Origin of the sequence: Cellvibrio sp. PSBB023 (genome assembly GCF_002007605.1) — a bacterium.
Classification (GTDB): Bacteria; Pseudomonadota; Gammaproteobacteria; order Pseudomonadales; family Cellvibrionaceae; genus Cellvibrio.
Genome location: NZ_CP019799.1, coordinates 1,505,419 through 1,518,531, shown reverse-complemented (window position 1 = coordinate 1,518,531; position 13,113 = coordinate 1,505,419). Strand labels below are relative to the sequence as shown.

Annotated in this window: 10 protein-coding genes and 2 tRNA genes; 10 read left to right on the top strand and 2 right to left on the bottom strand. The window is 49.4% G+C overall.

The window, feature by feature from the left end; genetic code table 11:
• Positions 1 to 7: 7 nt before the first annotated feature.
• Positions 8 to 1,423 (bottom strand): nitrogen regulation protein NR(II), encoded by a 1,416-nt coding sequence (locus B0D95_RS06775; protein ID WP_078043190.1) that lies wholly within the window; start codon positions 1,421 to 1,423, stop codon positions 8 to 10.
• Positions 1,424 to 1,657: 234 nt separating this feature from the next.
• On the opposite strand from B0D95_RS06775, the gene B0D95_RS06770 reads away from it, so the two are divergent.
• From B0D95_RS06770 to B0D95_RS06750, 5 genes are all read left to right on the top strand, one after another.
• Positions 1,658 to 1,733 (top strand) — tRNA-Val (locus B0D95_RS06770).
• Between the two features lie 59 nt (positions 1,734 to 1,792).
• Positions 1,793 to 1,869: transfer RNA gene (locus B0D95_RS06765), tRNA-Asp, on the top strand.
• Positions 1,870 to 2,379: 510 nt separating this feature from the next.
• Positions 2,380 to 3,756: a hypothetical protein gene (locus B0D95_RS06760; protein WP_078043189.1), complete on the top strand. Its 1,377-nt coding sequence runs from the start codon at positions 2,380 to 2,382 to the stop codon at positions 3,754 to 3,756.
• A gap of 9 nt (positions 3,757 to 3,765) precedes the next feature.
• The gene (locus B0D95_RS06755) at positions 3,766 to 4,746 is read left to right on the top strand and encodes a 1-aminocyclopropane-1-carboxylate deaminase/D-cysteine desulfhydrase (RefSeq protein WP_078043188.1); all 981 of its coding nucleotides are present in this window, start codon (positions 3,766 to 3,768) and stop codon (positions 4,744 to 4,746) included.
• A 29-nt stretch (positions 4,747 to 4,775) separates the two neighbouring features.
• Positions 4,776 to 5,909 (top strand): cyclic nucleotide-binding domain-containing protein, encoded by a 1,134-nt coding sequence (locus B0D95_RS06750; protein WP_078043187.1) that lies wholly within the window; start codon positions 4,776 to 4,778, stop codon positions 5,907 to 5,909.
• A 4-nt stretch (positions 5,910 to 5,913) separates the two neighbouring features.
• Here B0D95_RS06750 and B0D95_RS06745 read toward each other — a convergent pair whose 3' ends face one another.
• On the bottom strand, positions 5,914 to 6,933 hold the full coding sequence (locus B0D95_RS06745) for a DUF1853 family protein (protein ID WP_078043186.1): 1,020 nt from the start codon (positions 6,931 to 6,933) through the stop codon (positions 5,914 to 5,916).
• A gap of 88 nt (positions 6,934 to 7,021) precedes the next feature.
• On the opposite strand from B0D95_RS06745, the gene B0D95_RS06740 reads away from it, so the two are divergent.
• The 5 genes from B0D95_RS06740 (at position 7,022) to pepN (ending at position 12,939) form a co-directional block, all read left to right on the top strand.
• Positions 7,022 to 7,921 (top strand): NAD(+) kinase, encoded by a 900-nt coding sequence (locus B0D95_RS06740; protein WP_078043185.1) that lies wholly within the window; start codon positions 7,022 to 7,024, stop codon positions 7,919 to 7,921.
• A 1-nt stretch (position 7,922) separates the two neighbouring features.
• On the top strand, positions 7,923 to 8,933 hold the full coding sequence (locus tag B0D95_RS06735) for a metallophosphoesterase (RefSeq protein WP_078043184.1): 1,011 nt from the start codon (positions 7,923 to 7,925) through the stop codon (positions 8,931 to 8,933).
• 109 nt (positions 8,934 to 9,042) lie between these two features.
• Positions 9,043 to 9,903, top strand: a complete 861-nt coding sequence (locus tag B0D95_RS06730) for a rhomboid family intramembrane serine protease (RefSeq protein ID WP_078043183.1) — start codon at positions 9,043 to 9,045, stop codon at positions 9,901 to 9,903.
• A 30-nt stretch (positions 9,904 to 9,933) separates the two neighbouring features.
• Entirely contained in the window at positions 9,934 to 10,206 is a 273-nt protein-coding gene (locus B0D95_RS06725; RefSeq protein WP_078043182.1) for a YeaC family protein, read from the top strand.
• 33 nt (positions 10,207 to 10,239) lie between these two features.
• A complete protein-coding gene (pepN, locus tag B0D95_RS06720; protein WP_078043181.1) occupies positions 10,240 to 12,939 on the top strand; it encodes an aminopeptidase N in 2,700 nt (899 codons plus the stop codon).
• The last annotated feature ends 174 nt before the right edge of the window (positions 12,940 to 13,113 follow it).

Below are 13,113 nucleotides of genomic sequence, written 5' to 3'. Positions count from 1 at the left end.
GGTGTGATCACTCGGCGTCACTCAGCGGTAGTTTAATAATGAAGGTGCTGCCTTTACCGGGTGAAGTTTTCACATCGATGGAACCCTGATGGCGCTCGGTGATAATAAAGTAGGAAACTGATAATCCAAGACCGGTACCTGAACCAACATCCTTAGTGGTGAAAAAAGGCTCAAAAAGATGTTCCCGCACAGTATCGGTCATGCCTGGGCCATTGTCCTGAACCTCGATCACAAGATGAGGATTTTCGCGATAGACCTTGATGTGTATAACAGGCTGTTCGGTGTTGTGTTGATGCAGTGCCTGAGCGGCATTGCGCAGTAAATTCAGCAGTACCTGTTGCAGTTCCGGTGCAGAAGCCTTGATGGTGGGTAGTGGTTCCTGATAATTGGTGCTGATTTGGAGGTGATGTTCATCCTGCACATGTAGTTGGCTGCTGCGATTAAGAACAATCGTTTGTTCTACCAAATGTTTTACATCAATCAAACCGGTGATGCGTTTGGAATTGTGTGCAAACTCCAGCATATTGCGCACAATGGTTGCAGAGCGCTCACCGGCTTCGCGAATGGAGTCCAGCATTTGTGGGATTTCACTGCTATTGAGGTAGTCCTGTACTTGTGTCAGGTTAATATTCTGTTGCTGCGCACGGGCCTGGTTATTTGCAAAGTGGATATCGGTGCGACGCACTATGTTTTGCACGTTTTGTAAAATCACGCTCAGTGGGTTATTAATTTCATGGGCGATACCCGCTGCAACTTCACCCAGCGAATACATTTTTTCATTTTGAATCATCAGGTTTTCAATGGTCACTTTGAAAGTAACATCATCAATTCGAATCACTGCGCCTTCTTGTGTGCGCGAAATTAATGGGTAAATGGTAATTTCAAAATAGCGATTTTTTTCATCATCGTGTTGCTGTACATGCTGGGTGGAAAATGGTTCGCCTTCACGAATAGTGGTTTTGATGGTTTGCAAGGTAACGGGAAAGCGGGGCAGGAGTGTGGTGATGTTTTGCCCCAGTGCATCGTTGGAAAAAATTTCAAAGGTGTTTTCGGCGGCAGCATTCCAGTGTGTGACTTCCGCGTCGGCCGTGACGCCGATAATAATCGACGGCATAGAGTTGATCATGCTTTGCAGATAGAGCTTGGTCTCGCGCAGTTGTCGACCCGTTTGTTCATGCCGTGCGACTTCATCGATAAGCAAGTTGTTGGTGAGGTAGAGGCTATCGGTGCGTTCGCGAATACGCTGTTCCAGCGCTTTTTGCGATTCTTTGAGTGCGTGGCGCGCGCGCTTGTTGCTCATGCGGCTGCGCTGCAAGCCAATGATCAGCAGCGTCTGCAGGACGATCAGAAAAATAATCAGGATTCCCATATCCGTAATGGAATCGGTTGTGGGCAGGTTGCTGAGTGATGCGGGTGTGATCATGGGTTATTGCTGTGCTGTCGCTCTGTGGCTAAGGTCGATAATTTACTCGCTGTGCCTCAATATATCGAATGCAATTCAAGGGTGATGCTTGTGTCGGGGTGAATTTGAATCACTCTGCTGGCTTTTTATTCGCTTCCGCCTTTCTTTTATACAAAATCAAAAAAGTTTATATTTTTTGCTTAAAAATGTTTGACACCAAGTCCAGATTCGATAGAATGCGCACCTCTCAACGAGGGGCGGTTAGCTCAGTTGGTAGAGCAATGCCCTTACAAGGCATGGGTCACAAGTTCGAGTCTTGTACCGCCCACCACATTTTGCGCTCTCATGAACAAGGGCATTAAAGCAAAATACTCAGTTTGAGAAGCATGCGGACCGGTAGTTCAGTCGGTTAGAATGCCGGCCTGTCACGCCGGAGGTCGCGGGTTCGAGCCCCGTCCGGTCCGCCACTATACAAAAAGCCCGCACTGGTTGCGGGCTTTTTCTTTATGCATTGACATAAAATTGTCATATCTCATTGGTAGTTTGCTCCTTGTACGGTGTAATCTTGGGAACAAGCAATTGATCTGCTTGTCCATTCAATAGCGTACATAACCGGAACTAAACCAAGGAGATACCCATGCAAGACTATGTTGAAGATTTACTGGATATCCAGTATGACGATGCCGATGATGACTTCTACGAAGACTATTCAGACATCTGATAAAAAGCACCTGCAGCGTTTGGCTGCATGGCGCTTGTTGATTTCCCTCGCAAACAATTGCCTTTCATAACTTTTCCACCGCTTTGTATTCATCGCTATAACCGGCAGTTTTCGCTGCCTGATCCTTTCTATCTGATTTCGTCGAATAGGCCGCAAATCCGCTGAAAAGTCCAACTGGCGCGTGGTTGTTCACGTTTTTCTGGCGTCTGATTTCCTATACTCAAACCGTCCTACGCCAGGCTTGAGATTCCCGCCTATGTCACACCCCACTGTCCCCCCATTTGAAGCGGTTTTTCTATTTGGCCGTGAGCGAATCACGCGTGAGTTGCTGTATACCGAGTTTGAAGCCATTCTCGATGGTTTTATCCCAATCCCCGACTTCGCAGGTACATCAGTAAAAGCGGCCTATGTGCAGATTGGGCCTACTCTGGCGGTCACAGGGTTGGTGTTTTTCCTGGTCAGTTTTGACGAGCAGGGCATGGTTGACCGGCGTTGGAATGTGCCTCTACAGCAGCTATTGGGCTCGGCTGGGACCGGCCCCGATATGGGGGCTGGTGCTGTGCGATTGGTTTGCTACAGTCAGTGCCCGGTAGCCTGGCACCAAAAGAATCTGTGGGACCCCTCTATGCAGGTGGGCAACAACAGTTTTATTGCGATTCGCGATGCAATAAAGACTAATCGTCTGGGGTTTGTGGTGAAGTCGACCAAGCCTCCGGTTGAGCGCTCTTCGCGCGAAGCAATTGCTCCGCACCACAGCAAAGAAGATGTTGCTCGCGAGCAAGCCGCGCTGGAGCAGCGGCTGCACGACTACTACAGCGCAGAGTTGGCTAAACAAGTGGAGCAGCTCACCAAAGAGCAGAGCTTGCATATAGCAACGCTGATGAGCCAGAAGCAGGCCAGGCTACACAGTTTGCAGCAGGAGCATCAGCAGCGCGTTTTGGCCTATCAACAAAAGCTTCAGCAGTTGGTGCAAGACAATCAGGATTTATCGGATCGCAACAAAATCCTGAAAGACACGCTGGATACCCAGGCCGCCAAGGTGGAAGGCATGCGTGAATATTTTGCTCACAAGCTCAAGGCGGCGCAGCAAGGAGAGTCCAGTCAGTTGCAGTTGATGCAGGAAAACTTTGCATTGGAGTTGGATGCCAAGATTCGGGCGGCTACTGCCGAGTTACGCGAAATGCTGGATATGCGCGAGGTAGAGCTGTTTTATCGCCACCAAAATGAAAGCACACTCAAGGAAGAGATTGTCCAGCTCAAGCAGGATAATCAGCAACTTTTGAAAAACAGTGGCGATCAACTGCTCGGACGATTAGTGAAAGCTGGCGTAAATTTAGTGACCTTCCTGCCAGGCTTGGGTGAGGTCGCTATTCCGCTCGACGACATTGGTGTCTATTTGGAAGATCCCAGCGCCTATGCCGCGCGCAAGGCCGGGGTGAGTGAGTCGGTTTATCTGGCGTGGCTGGCGCATCATCAATTGCCTTGTTGCAATGCGGTGGATGCTCGTGGCAAAGCTTGTAACAGAGGCATCCCAATCATCGAAACTCCGCTAGAATTTCACCCGGGTGAGAGCGATCGCTGTGCGCAGCATCAGTCTGTGGCTCTTGGTTTGGTGGCGGATAGTCGGCGATAGGAACATCAGGTGGTTATAGATACCGCACAGCAGTTATTGAATGCTGCTCTTGCGGTGCCGTTGCAACGAGCGACAACGGCATTGCTAGCCCGACAGGGCATTGAATTGTGGATCAGGCGCGACGATTTATTGGATGCGCAGTTGTCGGGCAATAAGTTTTATAAATTGTTCTTTAACTTACAGCAAGCGCGTGCGCAGGGTGTTCAGCAGGTCATCAGTTTTGGCGGCGCCTACTCGAACCACTTGCATGCACTGGCGGCGGCAGCCCATCGCTATGGAATGCATGCAATAGGGGTGATTCGCGGTGAGCGACCTGCACATTTGAGTCCAACCCTGCAGGATGCCCAGGCCCGGGGGATGAAGCTGGTTTTCATTAGTCGCGCTGACTATGATCGAAAAACAGCCGCCGATTGGTTGGCTGATTTGCAGGCGCGTTATGGTGCGTCGTATCTTATCCCGGAAGGCGGCGCTAACCTGTTGGGCGCGCGCGGTATGCAGTTACTGGGAGCTGCGCTGGAACAGCAAACCGGCGGTGATTATTCGGCGGTTTGCCTTCCCGTTGGAACCGGAACCAGTTTGGCCGGGTTGGCGGCGGGCGTGGATCGACGCAAACCGGTTGTGGGGTTTTCGGTGCTCAAAGGCGCGGGTGATTTGGGTGGGAATGTTGCTGCCTTCTATGATGCCTTGTGGCGCGACTGGCATGAGGGTGCATTTACCTCACCGGCTTCCGCATCAGCTCTCGCTGAAAATTGGCGCTTGATATCGGGCTTTCATGGCGGTGGTTACGCTAAAAAAATGAGCGCAATGATGTTTGCGTTCTGGCAGGGGTTTGAGTGTGAGACGGGCATTCCCCTTGATCCGGTTTATACAATAAAAATGGTTTGGGGGATCAGTTCCCTCGCGCAACAAGGCTATTGGCCGCGAGGCTCGCGGCTTGTTGCGATTCACACCGGTGGTTTGCAGGGGCGGCGCGGTTTTAATTGCCCTTGATAATCGGCTTTCACCCTAAGGATGTTGCTATGCAAGCTCAAAAAACACTGCAATTACCACCTGTTGAATTCGATTTGAATTTAACGCGCACGCTGGTGCCGTTAAAAGACATGAGTGAAAGCCATTTGCTGGCGCTGCTGGATAAATCCCTGCTGGAAACTGTCTGCGCCGGGCAGACATTATTTAGTGCGGGTAACTACGACGAGCAGCATGTGTATTTATTGCATGGCGATGTGAACCTGATCGCGCAGGATGCTACGCAAATACTGGTTAAAGGCCGATCTTCATTGTTCCCTATTGCCCATCAACAGCCGCGCCAGGTCACGGCGGTTGCAGAAACGGATTGCAGCCTTTTGCGTATTAACAGTGAGCAGTTAGACAAGTTGCTGACCTGGAGTCAGGTCGCGGATTACCTGCAATTGAATATTGCTCGTGAGCGCGATTTTGATGAAGACATAGATTGGATGATGACAGTGCTTCGCTCCAATTTATTTTTCAAAGTGCCGCCATTAAATGTTGAACATATTTTTTCGCGCCTGACCCCGCAGGTTGTTTACGCGGGCGATGTCATTATTCGCCAGGGGGAAATTGGCGATCAGTGCTATTTTATTAAAGAGGGCGAGGCGGATGTAACGCGTCATCAGGATAATAAGCGTGAACACTTGGCAACCATTGGTATTGGTCGCTGTTTTGGTGAGGATGCATTGGTCAATGAAGCTGCGCGTAATGCAACCGTTATGATGCGTACCGATGGTGTATTGATGCGTTTGGAAAAACAGGATTTTTACCGGTTATTGAAAGAGCCAGTGGTTGCTACACTGGCTTTTAATGAGTTGCCCGCGAGCCTTGCCGATGGTGTTATTGCGGTTGATGTGCGCAGCGATGAAGAATACAGCGAAGGTCATTTGCCGCAGGCGGTGAACATACCGCTCAATATCCTGGCGATTAAGGCGCGCTTGCTCAACAAAGAAAATCGCTATGTATTTTATTGCGATACCGGGCGTCGAAGCCGGGCAGCAGCCTATTTGCTTGCACAGCAAGGCTATAACATTCTTGCGCTGGATAATTGTGCGCAGTTGTTTGCGCCCGCACGCCAGGCACAGTTTTTAATGGACACACAAAATTATTTGCTGCGCGATGGAGTGGTGGTTCCCGGTCATTGATCTGCTATTCCAGTGTTGCGGGCCAATCATCAGGCACCACAATACCGCGCAGCACTTCTCGCCAGACAATATCCTCGCTGCTATCTGATCTGCGCTTTTTAACGGCCGCTATCATTAGCGGCCGTTTTGTTTGTTGTACTTGCTGGCACAGCTTGTCATTGAATAAGTGCGCTTCCGTTGTTAATTCTGCATCGCTTAATTGCACCGGTGAAAACCATTGGATTCGTTGTAAGGCGATCCACACTGTATCCGCCGTTATATCCTTAGTTGTTGTGTTGATGTGCAAGAAATCGCGCAAATGCCACCAGAATCCCATGCCATGAGAAGGGTGATTATGGTGTGGCCGAATAAAGTGAGGCATTACTTCTGTGCGACTCAATGCCACTGGATTCAGGTTTATTGGCGCGGGCGAAAACAAATAACCCTGCATGCAAAGCCCGCTTTTCCAGTGCGTTGCGTGCGGGAAATGTGTTTGCAATGCGTTGCGACCTTCCGGGGTTGTATGCAGTGGTAATTGATGGTCGCACAAGCGCGCCAGTTTTAAATCAAGTCGATCATTGCTGTTGGGGCCAATCCAGAATCGCCAGTCGATTGCTTGCTGCGGGTCGCGTGTTGCGCACAAATAAAATTTCACCGCCGTTTCTATATGCCAGAAGTCATTGCCCTGTTTGCATAAAAAATCAAAGGCGCCGAGGGTAGCTTTGCCGCGATTGATCGGTAAATTGTGTGCCAGTAACTGCCAGTCCGGGTTGTGCGAAAAATAAAAACGCCAGAGGGTTTCATAATAAATTCCCAGCCGGGTACTTTTGACACTTGCCAGCGCAGTGAGCAGCGTGGTCGGATCTTTATCCAGCTTATGCAACCAGGGCCAGAGGTCTCCTGTGTCCAATGGCAGGATTTGTGCTTCACTCTGTGGCAGCGCTTGTAGCAGGGGGGCGCTCAGGCAGCACCAGGCTAAATCGCGCACAGCAAGATGACGAAGTTGGTAAAACGGCTCGGATTCAGCAATAGATGCAATTTGCATAAACTTAAGTCTTATCGACGATGAGCGCTATAATAACCCACAGACACCTCGGCTTTTGCCCTTTTCATTAGCGCTCTCAGTGGTACTTATGACTCATTTTTCAACTATTGGCCTGATTGGTCACCTCAACAACGAGCGCGCGGTGTATTCCCTCAAGCGGCTTATCCGATTTTTACAGCAGCGCAACAAAGCATTTGTGCTGGAGGCGGAGACAGCCGCATTAATCACCGATGAGGGAATGGTTGCCGCTGCACAACAAGTCATGGATATGGAAACCCTCGGTCAGGTCTGTGACCTGGTGATTGTGGTGGGTGGCGATGGCAGTTTGCTACGCGGCGCGCGGGCACTGGCCAAGTATCAGGTGCCGCTGTTGGGTGTTAATCGCGGGCGCTTGGGTTTTTTGACCGACATTACCCCGGAAGATATTGAAAACAAAGTGAATGAAGTGCTTTCGGGTAAATTTACCTCGGAAAAACGGTTTTTGCTGGATATGGAAGTCAAACGCGATGGCCAGTTTATTGATTCTGCCGACGCGCTTAACGACGTAGTGTTACACCCCGGCAAGTTCATCCATATGTTGCAATTTGAGATCTATGTGGATGGTGTGTTTGTTACCAGTCAGCGCTCGGATGGGGTGATTGTTGCCACCCCGACGGGGTCTACAGCCTATTCACTCAGCGGTGGTGGGCCGATCCTGCACCCTACGCTGGATGCTATTGTGGTGGTTCCCATGAATCCCCATACCCTGAGTAGTCGCCCCATTGTGGTGGCCGGCAACAGCGAGATCAGTATTCGCGTTGGCGAACACAATCGCGCCGAGCCAATGGTGACCTGTGATGGCAGTTCCCACGTAGAAGTGCAGACAGGCGATGAAATTTGCATCCGCAAAAAAGACCAACTGCTGGAGTTGCTTCATCCTCTGGATTACAACTTCTATCAACGCTGCCGCTCCAAGTTAGGCTGGGGTGGGCATTTGTTGCGAGAGTAATATGGGGGCAGGCTCGTCGTCGCCAATACCGATAACCGCCAGGCTTGGCGAAGCTTACGGCTATGATTTGATTGGCGATATCCATGGCTGCGCGCAAACCCTTGCCCGCTTGCTGGAAATGATGGGCTATAAAAAAATTCGCGGTGTTTATCGTCATGCATCGCGCCAGGCAATCTTTCTGGGTGATGTAGTCGATAGGGGGCCGCGAATCCGCGAAGCTTTGCATTTGGTGCGCACTATGGTCGAGCAGGGCAGTGCGCAGATGATTCTTGGCAACCATGAATTTAATGCAATGAGCTACTGTACACCCATTGCCCCCGGTGCCAGCGAATACCTGCGGGCACACACCCCGGCGGCAGCGCGCCAGATTGCCGAAACTCTGCAACAATTTTCCCGCTACCCCCATGAATGGCGTGCGTTTATGGACTGGTTTGCTAGTTTGCCGCTATTTTTGGAAATTGCGCATCCTGTGACACATCAGGTATTTCGCGCGGTGCATGCCTGCTGGGATCAGTCGTTAATCGACCAGCATCGCGCTCGCTATGGTGATGGGCGTATTGATTGGGCATTTGTTGAGCGATCATCCTGCAAGGGTAGCCTTGAGGCGCGCACCCGTATGCGGCTGACTGGCGGTATCGATTTACCCTTGCCAGATGGCGAGGAAATGGTGTCCTCCGACGGTTATGTTCGCCATGCGTTTCGCACCAAGTTTTGGGTGCCGGATGCAAAAACCTACGGCCAATTATTATTTCAGCCAGACCCCTTGCCTGAACATATTGCTACGGCGGACATTGCGGCGGAGCATCGCTCGCAAATGGTTTGTTACGACCAACAGCAACCGCCGCTCTTTGTGGGGCATTACTGGCTTACCGGAAGCCCCCGTCCCATTGCTCCCAATTTGGCCTGTCTGGATTACAGTGCGGTTAAATTTGGTCGCTTGGTGGCATATCGCATGGATGGTGAGGCACAATTGCAGCAGGATAAATTTGTGTGGGTCTATGTTGACCCCTGATTCGCGATGCGCATCGTTTTGCGTAACTTTTCATAGTGGAATTTTCTTTTTCCATAGTGGAGCTTTCTTTTTTCATCGTGAAACTTCTTTTTAGTAGTGGGACTCTCTTTTGAACTGGATCGCCGTAAAATATTTTTCATTGGATCAGGATTTAAGTGCACTCAGCCGTTATTTGCGTGAGCGTGGTCTTGAACATCGCATTACCGAGGAAAATGGCCAGCAGTGCCTGGCTGTTATTGATGCCGCTGTGATTCCGGCGTTGCAGGATTTTTTGCAGCAATTGGAGGATGGACGCGCGCAATTGCCTGCTGACACCGCCGTCGCGCCTGCCGCCACATTCAATGCGCAAGAGCCATCACTGCTTGTTCAGGCACTCTATACACCCGTTGTGCTCGCGTTGATTGCATTGAGTGCGCTGGGTGCCTTGTTGGTCAATACAGAAATTGGCCGCGCCTATTTACACCTCATGACATTTCAAGACTTTGCCTATAACTATGACATTCCGGTGGCTGAATCGCTAAGTCGCGGTGAAATATGGCGATTGTTAACGCCCATCTTTTTACATTTTGGTATTTTCCATTTTTTGTTTAACAGCTTATGGATGTGGGACTTGGGGCGTCGCCTGGAAATTCTGCAAGGAAAGTGGGCATTTTTACTATTTGTAGTGATTACCGGCGTGGCCTCTAACCTGACGCAATATTTTTGGAGCGGCGCCACCAACTTTGGCGGAATGTCCGGGGTGGTTTATGCTCTGGTGGGTTTTATTGCTGTGCGCCAACGCATATGCCCACACCCGCTAGTGGCCGTCTCTTCCGCACTGATTGGTTTTATGTTGTTTTGGTTGGTTTTGTGTATGACCGGTGTGGTGGATTATTTTATTGCGGGCTCTGTCGCCAACGCGGCCCATGTCGGCGGGTTGGTGGCCGGTGCTATTTATGCGTTGTGTACAAGACACCTTTTCCTTCGCTAAGTCTGATTTTTATTTTGCGCGAGTTTTGCTATGGATTTACAACAACTATTGTCCAGCCTTACGCCGGAAATTTATCAAAATTTAAAACGTGCTGTAGAGCTGGGTAAATGGCCCGACGGTAATCGCCTGTCTGCGGAGCAACGTCAATTATGCATGCAGGCAGTTATTGCCTATGAACACAAACATTTACCGCCGGATCAGCACACCGGGTATATCCCGCCGGAACCACACACATTTTGTGGTGATGACGAGCATGACCATGATCATGCCCAAACTGACAAACCGATTAAATGGGTTGAATAAGCCCCTTCATTTTTTGCGATTCAGGAATTGACTATGACTGCTGTTGAACAATCGCTGCCCGAACAGAATCATCAACCAAAAACGATTTATCTCAAAGATTATCAAGTACCTGATTACTTGATTAAAACCACTGACTTGCGTTTTGAGATTTATGACGGTGAAACGATTGTCAGCGCCATGTTGGATCTTTATCGCAACCCGGCGGCAACAACTGCGGCAACCCAACTCCGGTTGCATGGAGCTGATTTGGAATTAATTTCCATTTCCTTGGATGATAAAGTCCTGACGCCTACGGATTATGAATTTGGTGAAGAAAGCCTGACCTTATTCAACACCCCGGAGGCTTTCAAGTTACTCACTATTACTAAAATAAAACCCGAAGCGAACACCTCGCTTGAGGGCTTGTATCGCTCGCGCACTATGTATTGTACCCAGTGTGAGGCGGAGGGCTTTCGCAAGATTACCTATTACCTTGATCGCCCTGATGTGATGAGCGAATTTACCACCACCGTAGTTGCAGATAAAAAATACCCGGTATTGCTTTCCAATGGGAATTTGTTGGAACAGGGCGAGCTGGATAACAATCGCCACTACGCAATCTGGCACGATCCCTTTAAAAAGCCCGCATATTTATTTGCACTGGTAGCTGGCGACTTGGCGCACATCGAAGACAGTTTTACCACCTGTTCTGGTCGTGAAGTTGCATTAAAGATTTTTGTGGAGCCGAAAGACCTGGATAAATGCGACCATGCCATGACCTCGCTAAAAAATTCCATGCGATGGGATGAAGAAGTCTATGGTCGCGAATACGATTTGAATATTTTTATGATAGTCGCTGTTGATGATTTCAATATGGGCGCCATGGAAAACAAAGGCCTGAACATTTTTAATACATCCTGTGTACTGGCCAAACCGGAAACCACTACCGATGCCGGATTCCAACGCGTAGAAGGTGTGGTTGCCCACGAATATTTCCACAATTGGAGCGGTAATCGTGTGACTTGTCGCGATTGGTTCCAGTTGAGCTTAAAAGAAGGCTTTACGGTTTATCGCGATGCGGAATTTTCTGCAGATATGGGCTCTCGCACGGTAAAACGGGTAGAGGGCGTTACGCTGCTGCGTACTTTGCAGTTCGCGGAAGATGCGGGCCCTATGGCGCACCCGATTCGCCCTGAATCCTATATCGAAATTTCCAATTTCTACACCATGACCGTTTATGAAAAAGGTGCGGAAATTATTCGCATGCTGGCGACTTTGCTGGGTAAAGACAATTTCCGCAAAGGTACTGATTTGTATTTTGATCGCCACGATGGACAAGCTGTTACCACCGAAGACTTTGTGGCTGCCTTGGCTGATGCATCGGGTCGCGATTTGACTCAATTCAAACGTTGGTATTCGCAAGCGGGAACACCGCGCCTGGAGGTTACTGATCACTATGATGAAGATGCGCAGGAATATCGCCTGACGTTTAAACAGTCGTGCCCCGCAACACCGGAGTGTCAACATAAATTGCCATTTCATATTCCGGTTGCTATGGGGTTACTGGGCAGTGCAGGTGACTTGCCTCTGTATCTGAAAGATGCCGAACCGGATTTTGAAACCAACGACAACACCTACAAGGTGCTTGAACTTACCCAGGCTGAGCAAAGCTTTGTATTCCAGCGTGTACAAGAAAAACCGGTGCCCAGTTTGCTGCGTGGTTTTTCAGCGCCGGTAAAATTGCATTGCCACTATAGCCGCGCTGATCTGGTGTTATTAATGAGCCGCGATAGCGATGGTTTTAATCGTTGGGAAGCGAGCCAGCAATTGGGGCTGGCTGCAATTTATGCCGCCATGCAGCACTACCAACAGGGTGGTGACTTGTCCGGTTGGACTTTGGATGCTGATTTAATTGAGGCTTATCGCAGTGTGCTACAAGATGAAAGTCTTGATCAGGCGATGGTCGCTTATATGCTCAGCTTGCCATCAGAAGCCTACCTCAGTGAATTGGCTGAGGTGGTAGATGTTGAGGCAATACACTACAGCCGGTTAGCTGTGCGTAAAGCACTGGCTCATGCCTTGCGCGATGAGTTTGTGCGTATCTACAACGCTTATGATCATCAGCAAGCATACCGTGTAACAGCGGATGCCATAGCCTCACGCAGTTTAAAAAATGTGGCGTTGGCTTATTTAATCCTATTGAACGATGAAACCTTGACTCGCGCCTGTGAGCAACAATATCGCACCAGCAATAACATGACAGATGTGATGGCGGCACTAACCCAGTTAGTGAACAGTGAGTCAGCGCTCGGTCAAAGCTTGGCAGAAAATGCCCTGGCTGATTTTTATCAGCGCTGGCAGCATGAATCATTGGTGGTTAACCAATGGTTGATGGTGCAGGCCAGCTGTTCCTTGCCGAATACCTTGGCTAAGGTAAAAGCCTTGCTGGAGCACCCAGGGTTTGATGGAAAAAATCCGAATAAAATCCGTGCACTCATTGCCAGTTTTTGTAACTCGAATGCCATTAATTTCCACGCAAACGCGGGTGCGGGTTATCAATTCCTGGCGGATCAAATTATTCAATTAAATCGCCAAAATCCACAAATTGCTTCGCGCTTGTTAACGCCATTAACCAAATGGAAGAAATATAATTCGCAACAGCAGGCCCTGATGAAAGCCGAGCTGGAGCGCATTATGGCTGAGCCTCAGCTCTCCAAAGATGTGTTTGAGGTGGTGAGTAAAAGTTTGGCCTAATGTTATAAAAAATACTTTTCTATTTCGTATTTCTCATACGTTTTCTGAAAATGGTCGCCTTAATCGGCGGCCATTTTTTTTGCCTTATATCTGGCATGAATGTTGAAGAATATCCAGTGTGGTTTTGAAATAAGGCGTGTGTGGTGAGGCTTGGGTAGTGTGATTTTCTCTTAT

Coding starts and splice junctions, on each gene's coding strand:
- B0D95_RS06735 (WP_078043184.1), top strand. CDS start 7,923: ATGGGGGCAGGCTCGTCGTCGCCAATACCGATAACCGCCAGGCTTGGC.
- pepN (WP_078043181.1), top strand. CDS start 10,240: ATGACTGCTGTTGAACAATCGCTGCCCGAACAGAATCATCAACCAAAA.
- B0D95_RS06750 (WP_078043187.1), top strand. CDS start 4,776: ATGCAAGCTCAAAAAACACTGCAATTACCACCTGTTGAATTCGATTTG.
- B0D95_RS06725 (WP_078043182.1), top strand. CDS start 9,934: ATGGATTTACAACAACTATTGTCCAGCCTTACGCCGGAAATTTATCAA.
- B0D95_RS06760 (WP_078043189.1), top strand. CDS start 2,380: ATGTCACACCCCACTGTCCCCCCATTTGAAGCGGTTTTTCTATTTGGC.
- B0D95_RS06775 (WP_078043190.1), bottom strand. CDS start 1,423: ATGATCACACCCGCATCACTCAGCAACCTGCCCACAACCGATTCCATT.
- B0D95_RS06745 (WP_078043186.1), bottom strand. CDS start 6,933: ATGCAAATTGCATCTATTGCTGAATCCGAGCCGTTTTACCAACTTCGT.
- B0D95_RS06740 (WP_078043185.1), top strand. CDS start 7,022: ATGACTCATTTTTCAACTATTGGCCTGATTGGTCACCTCAACAACGAG.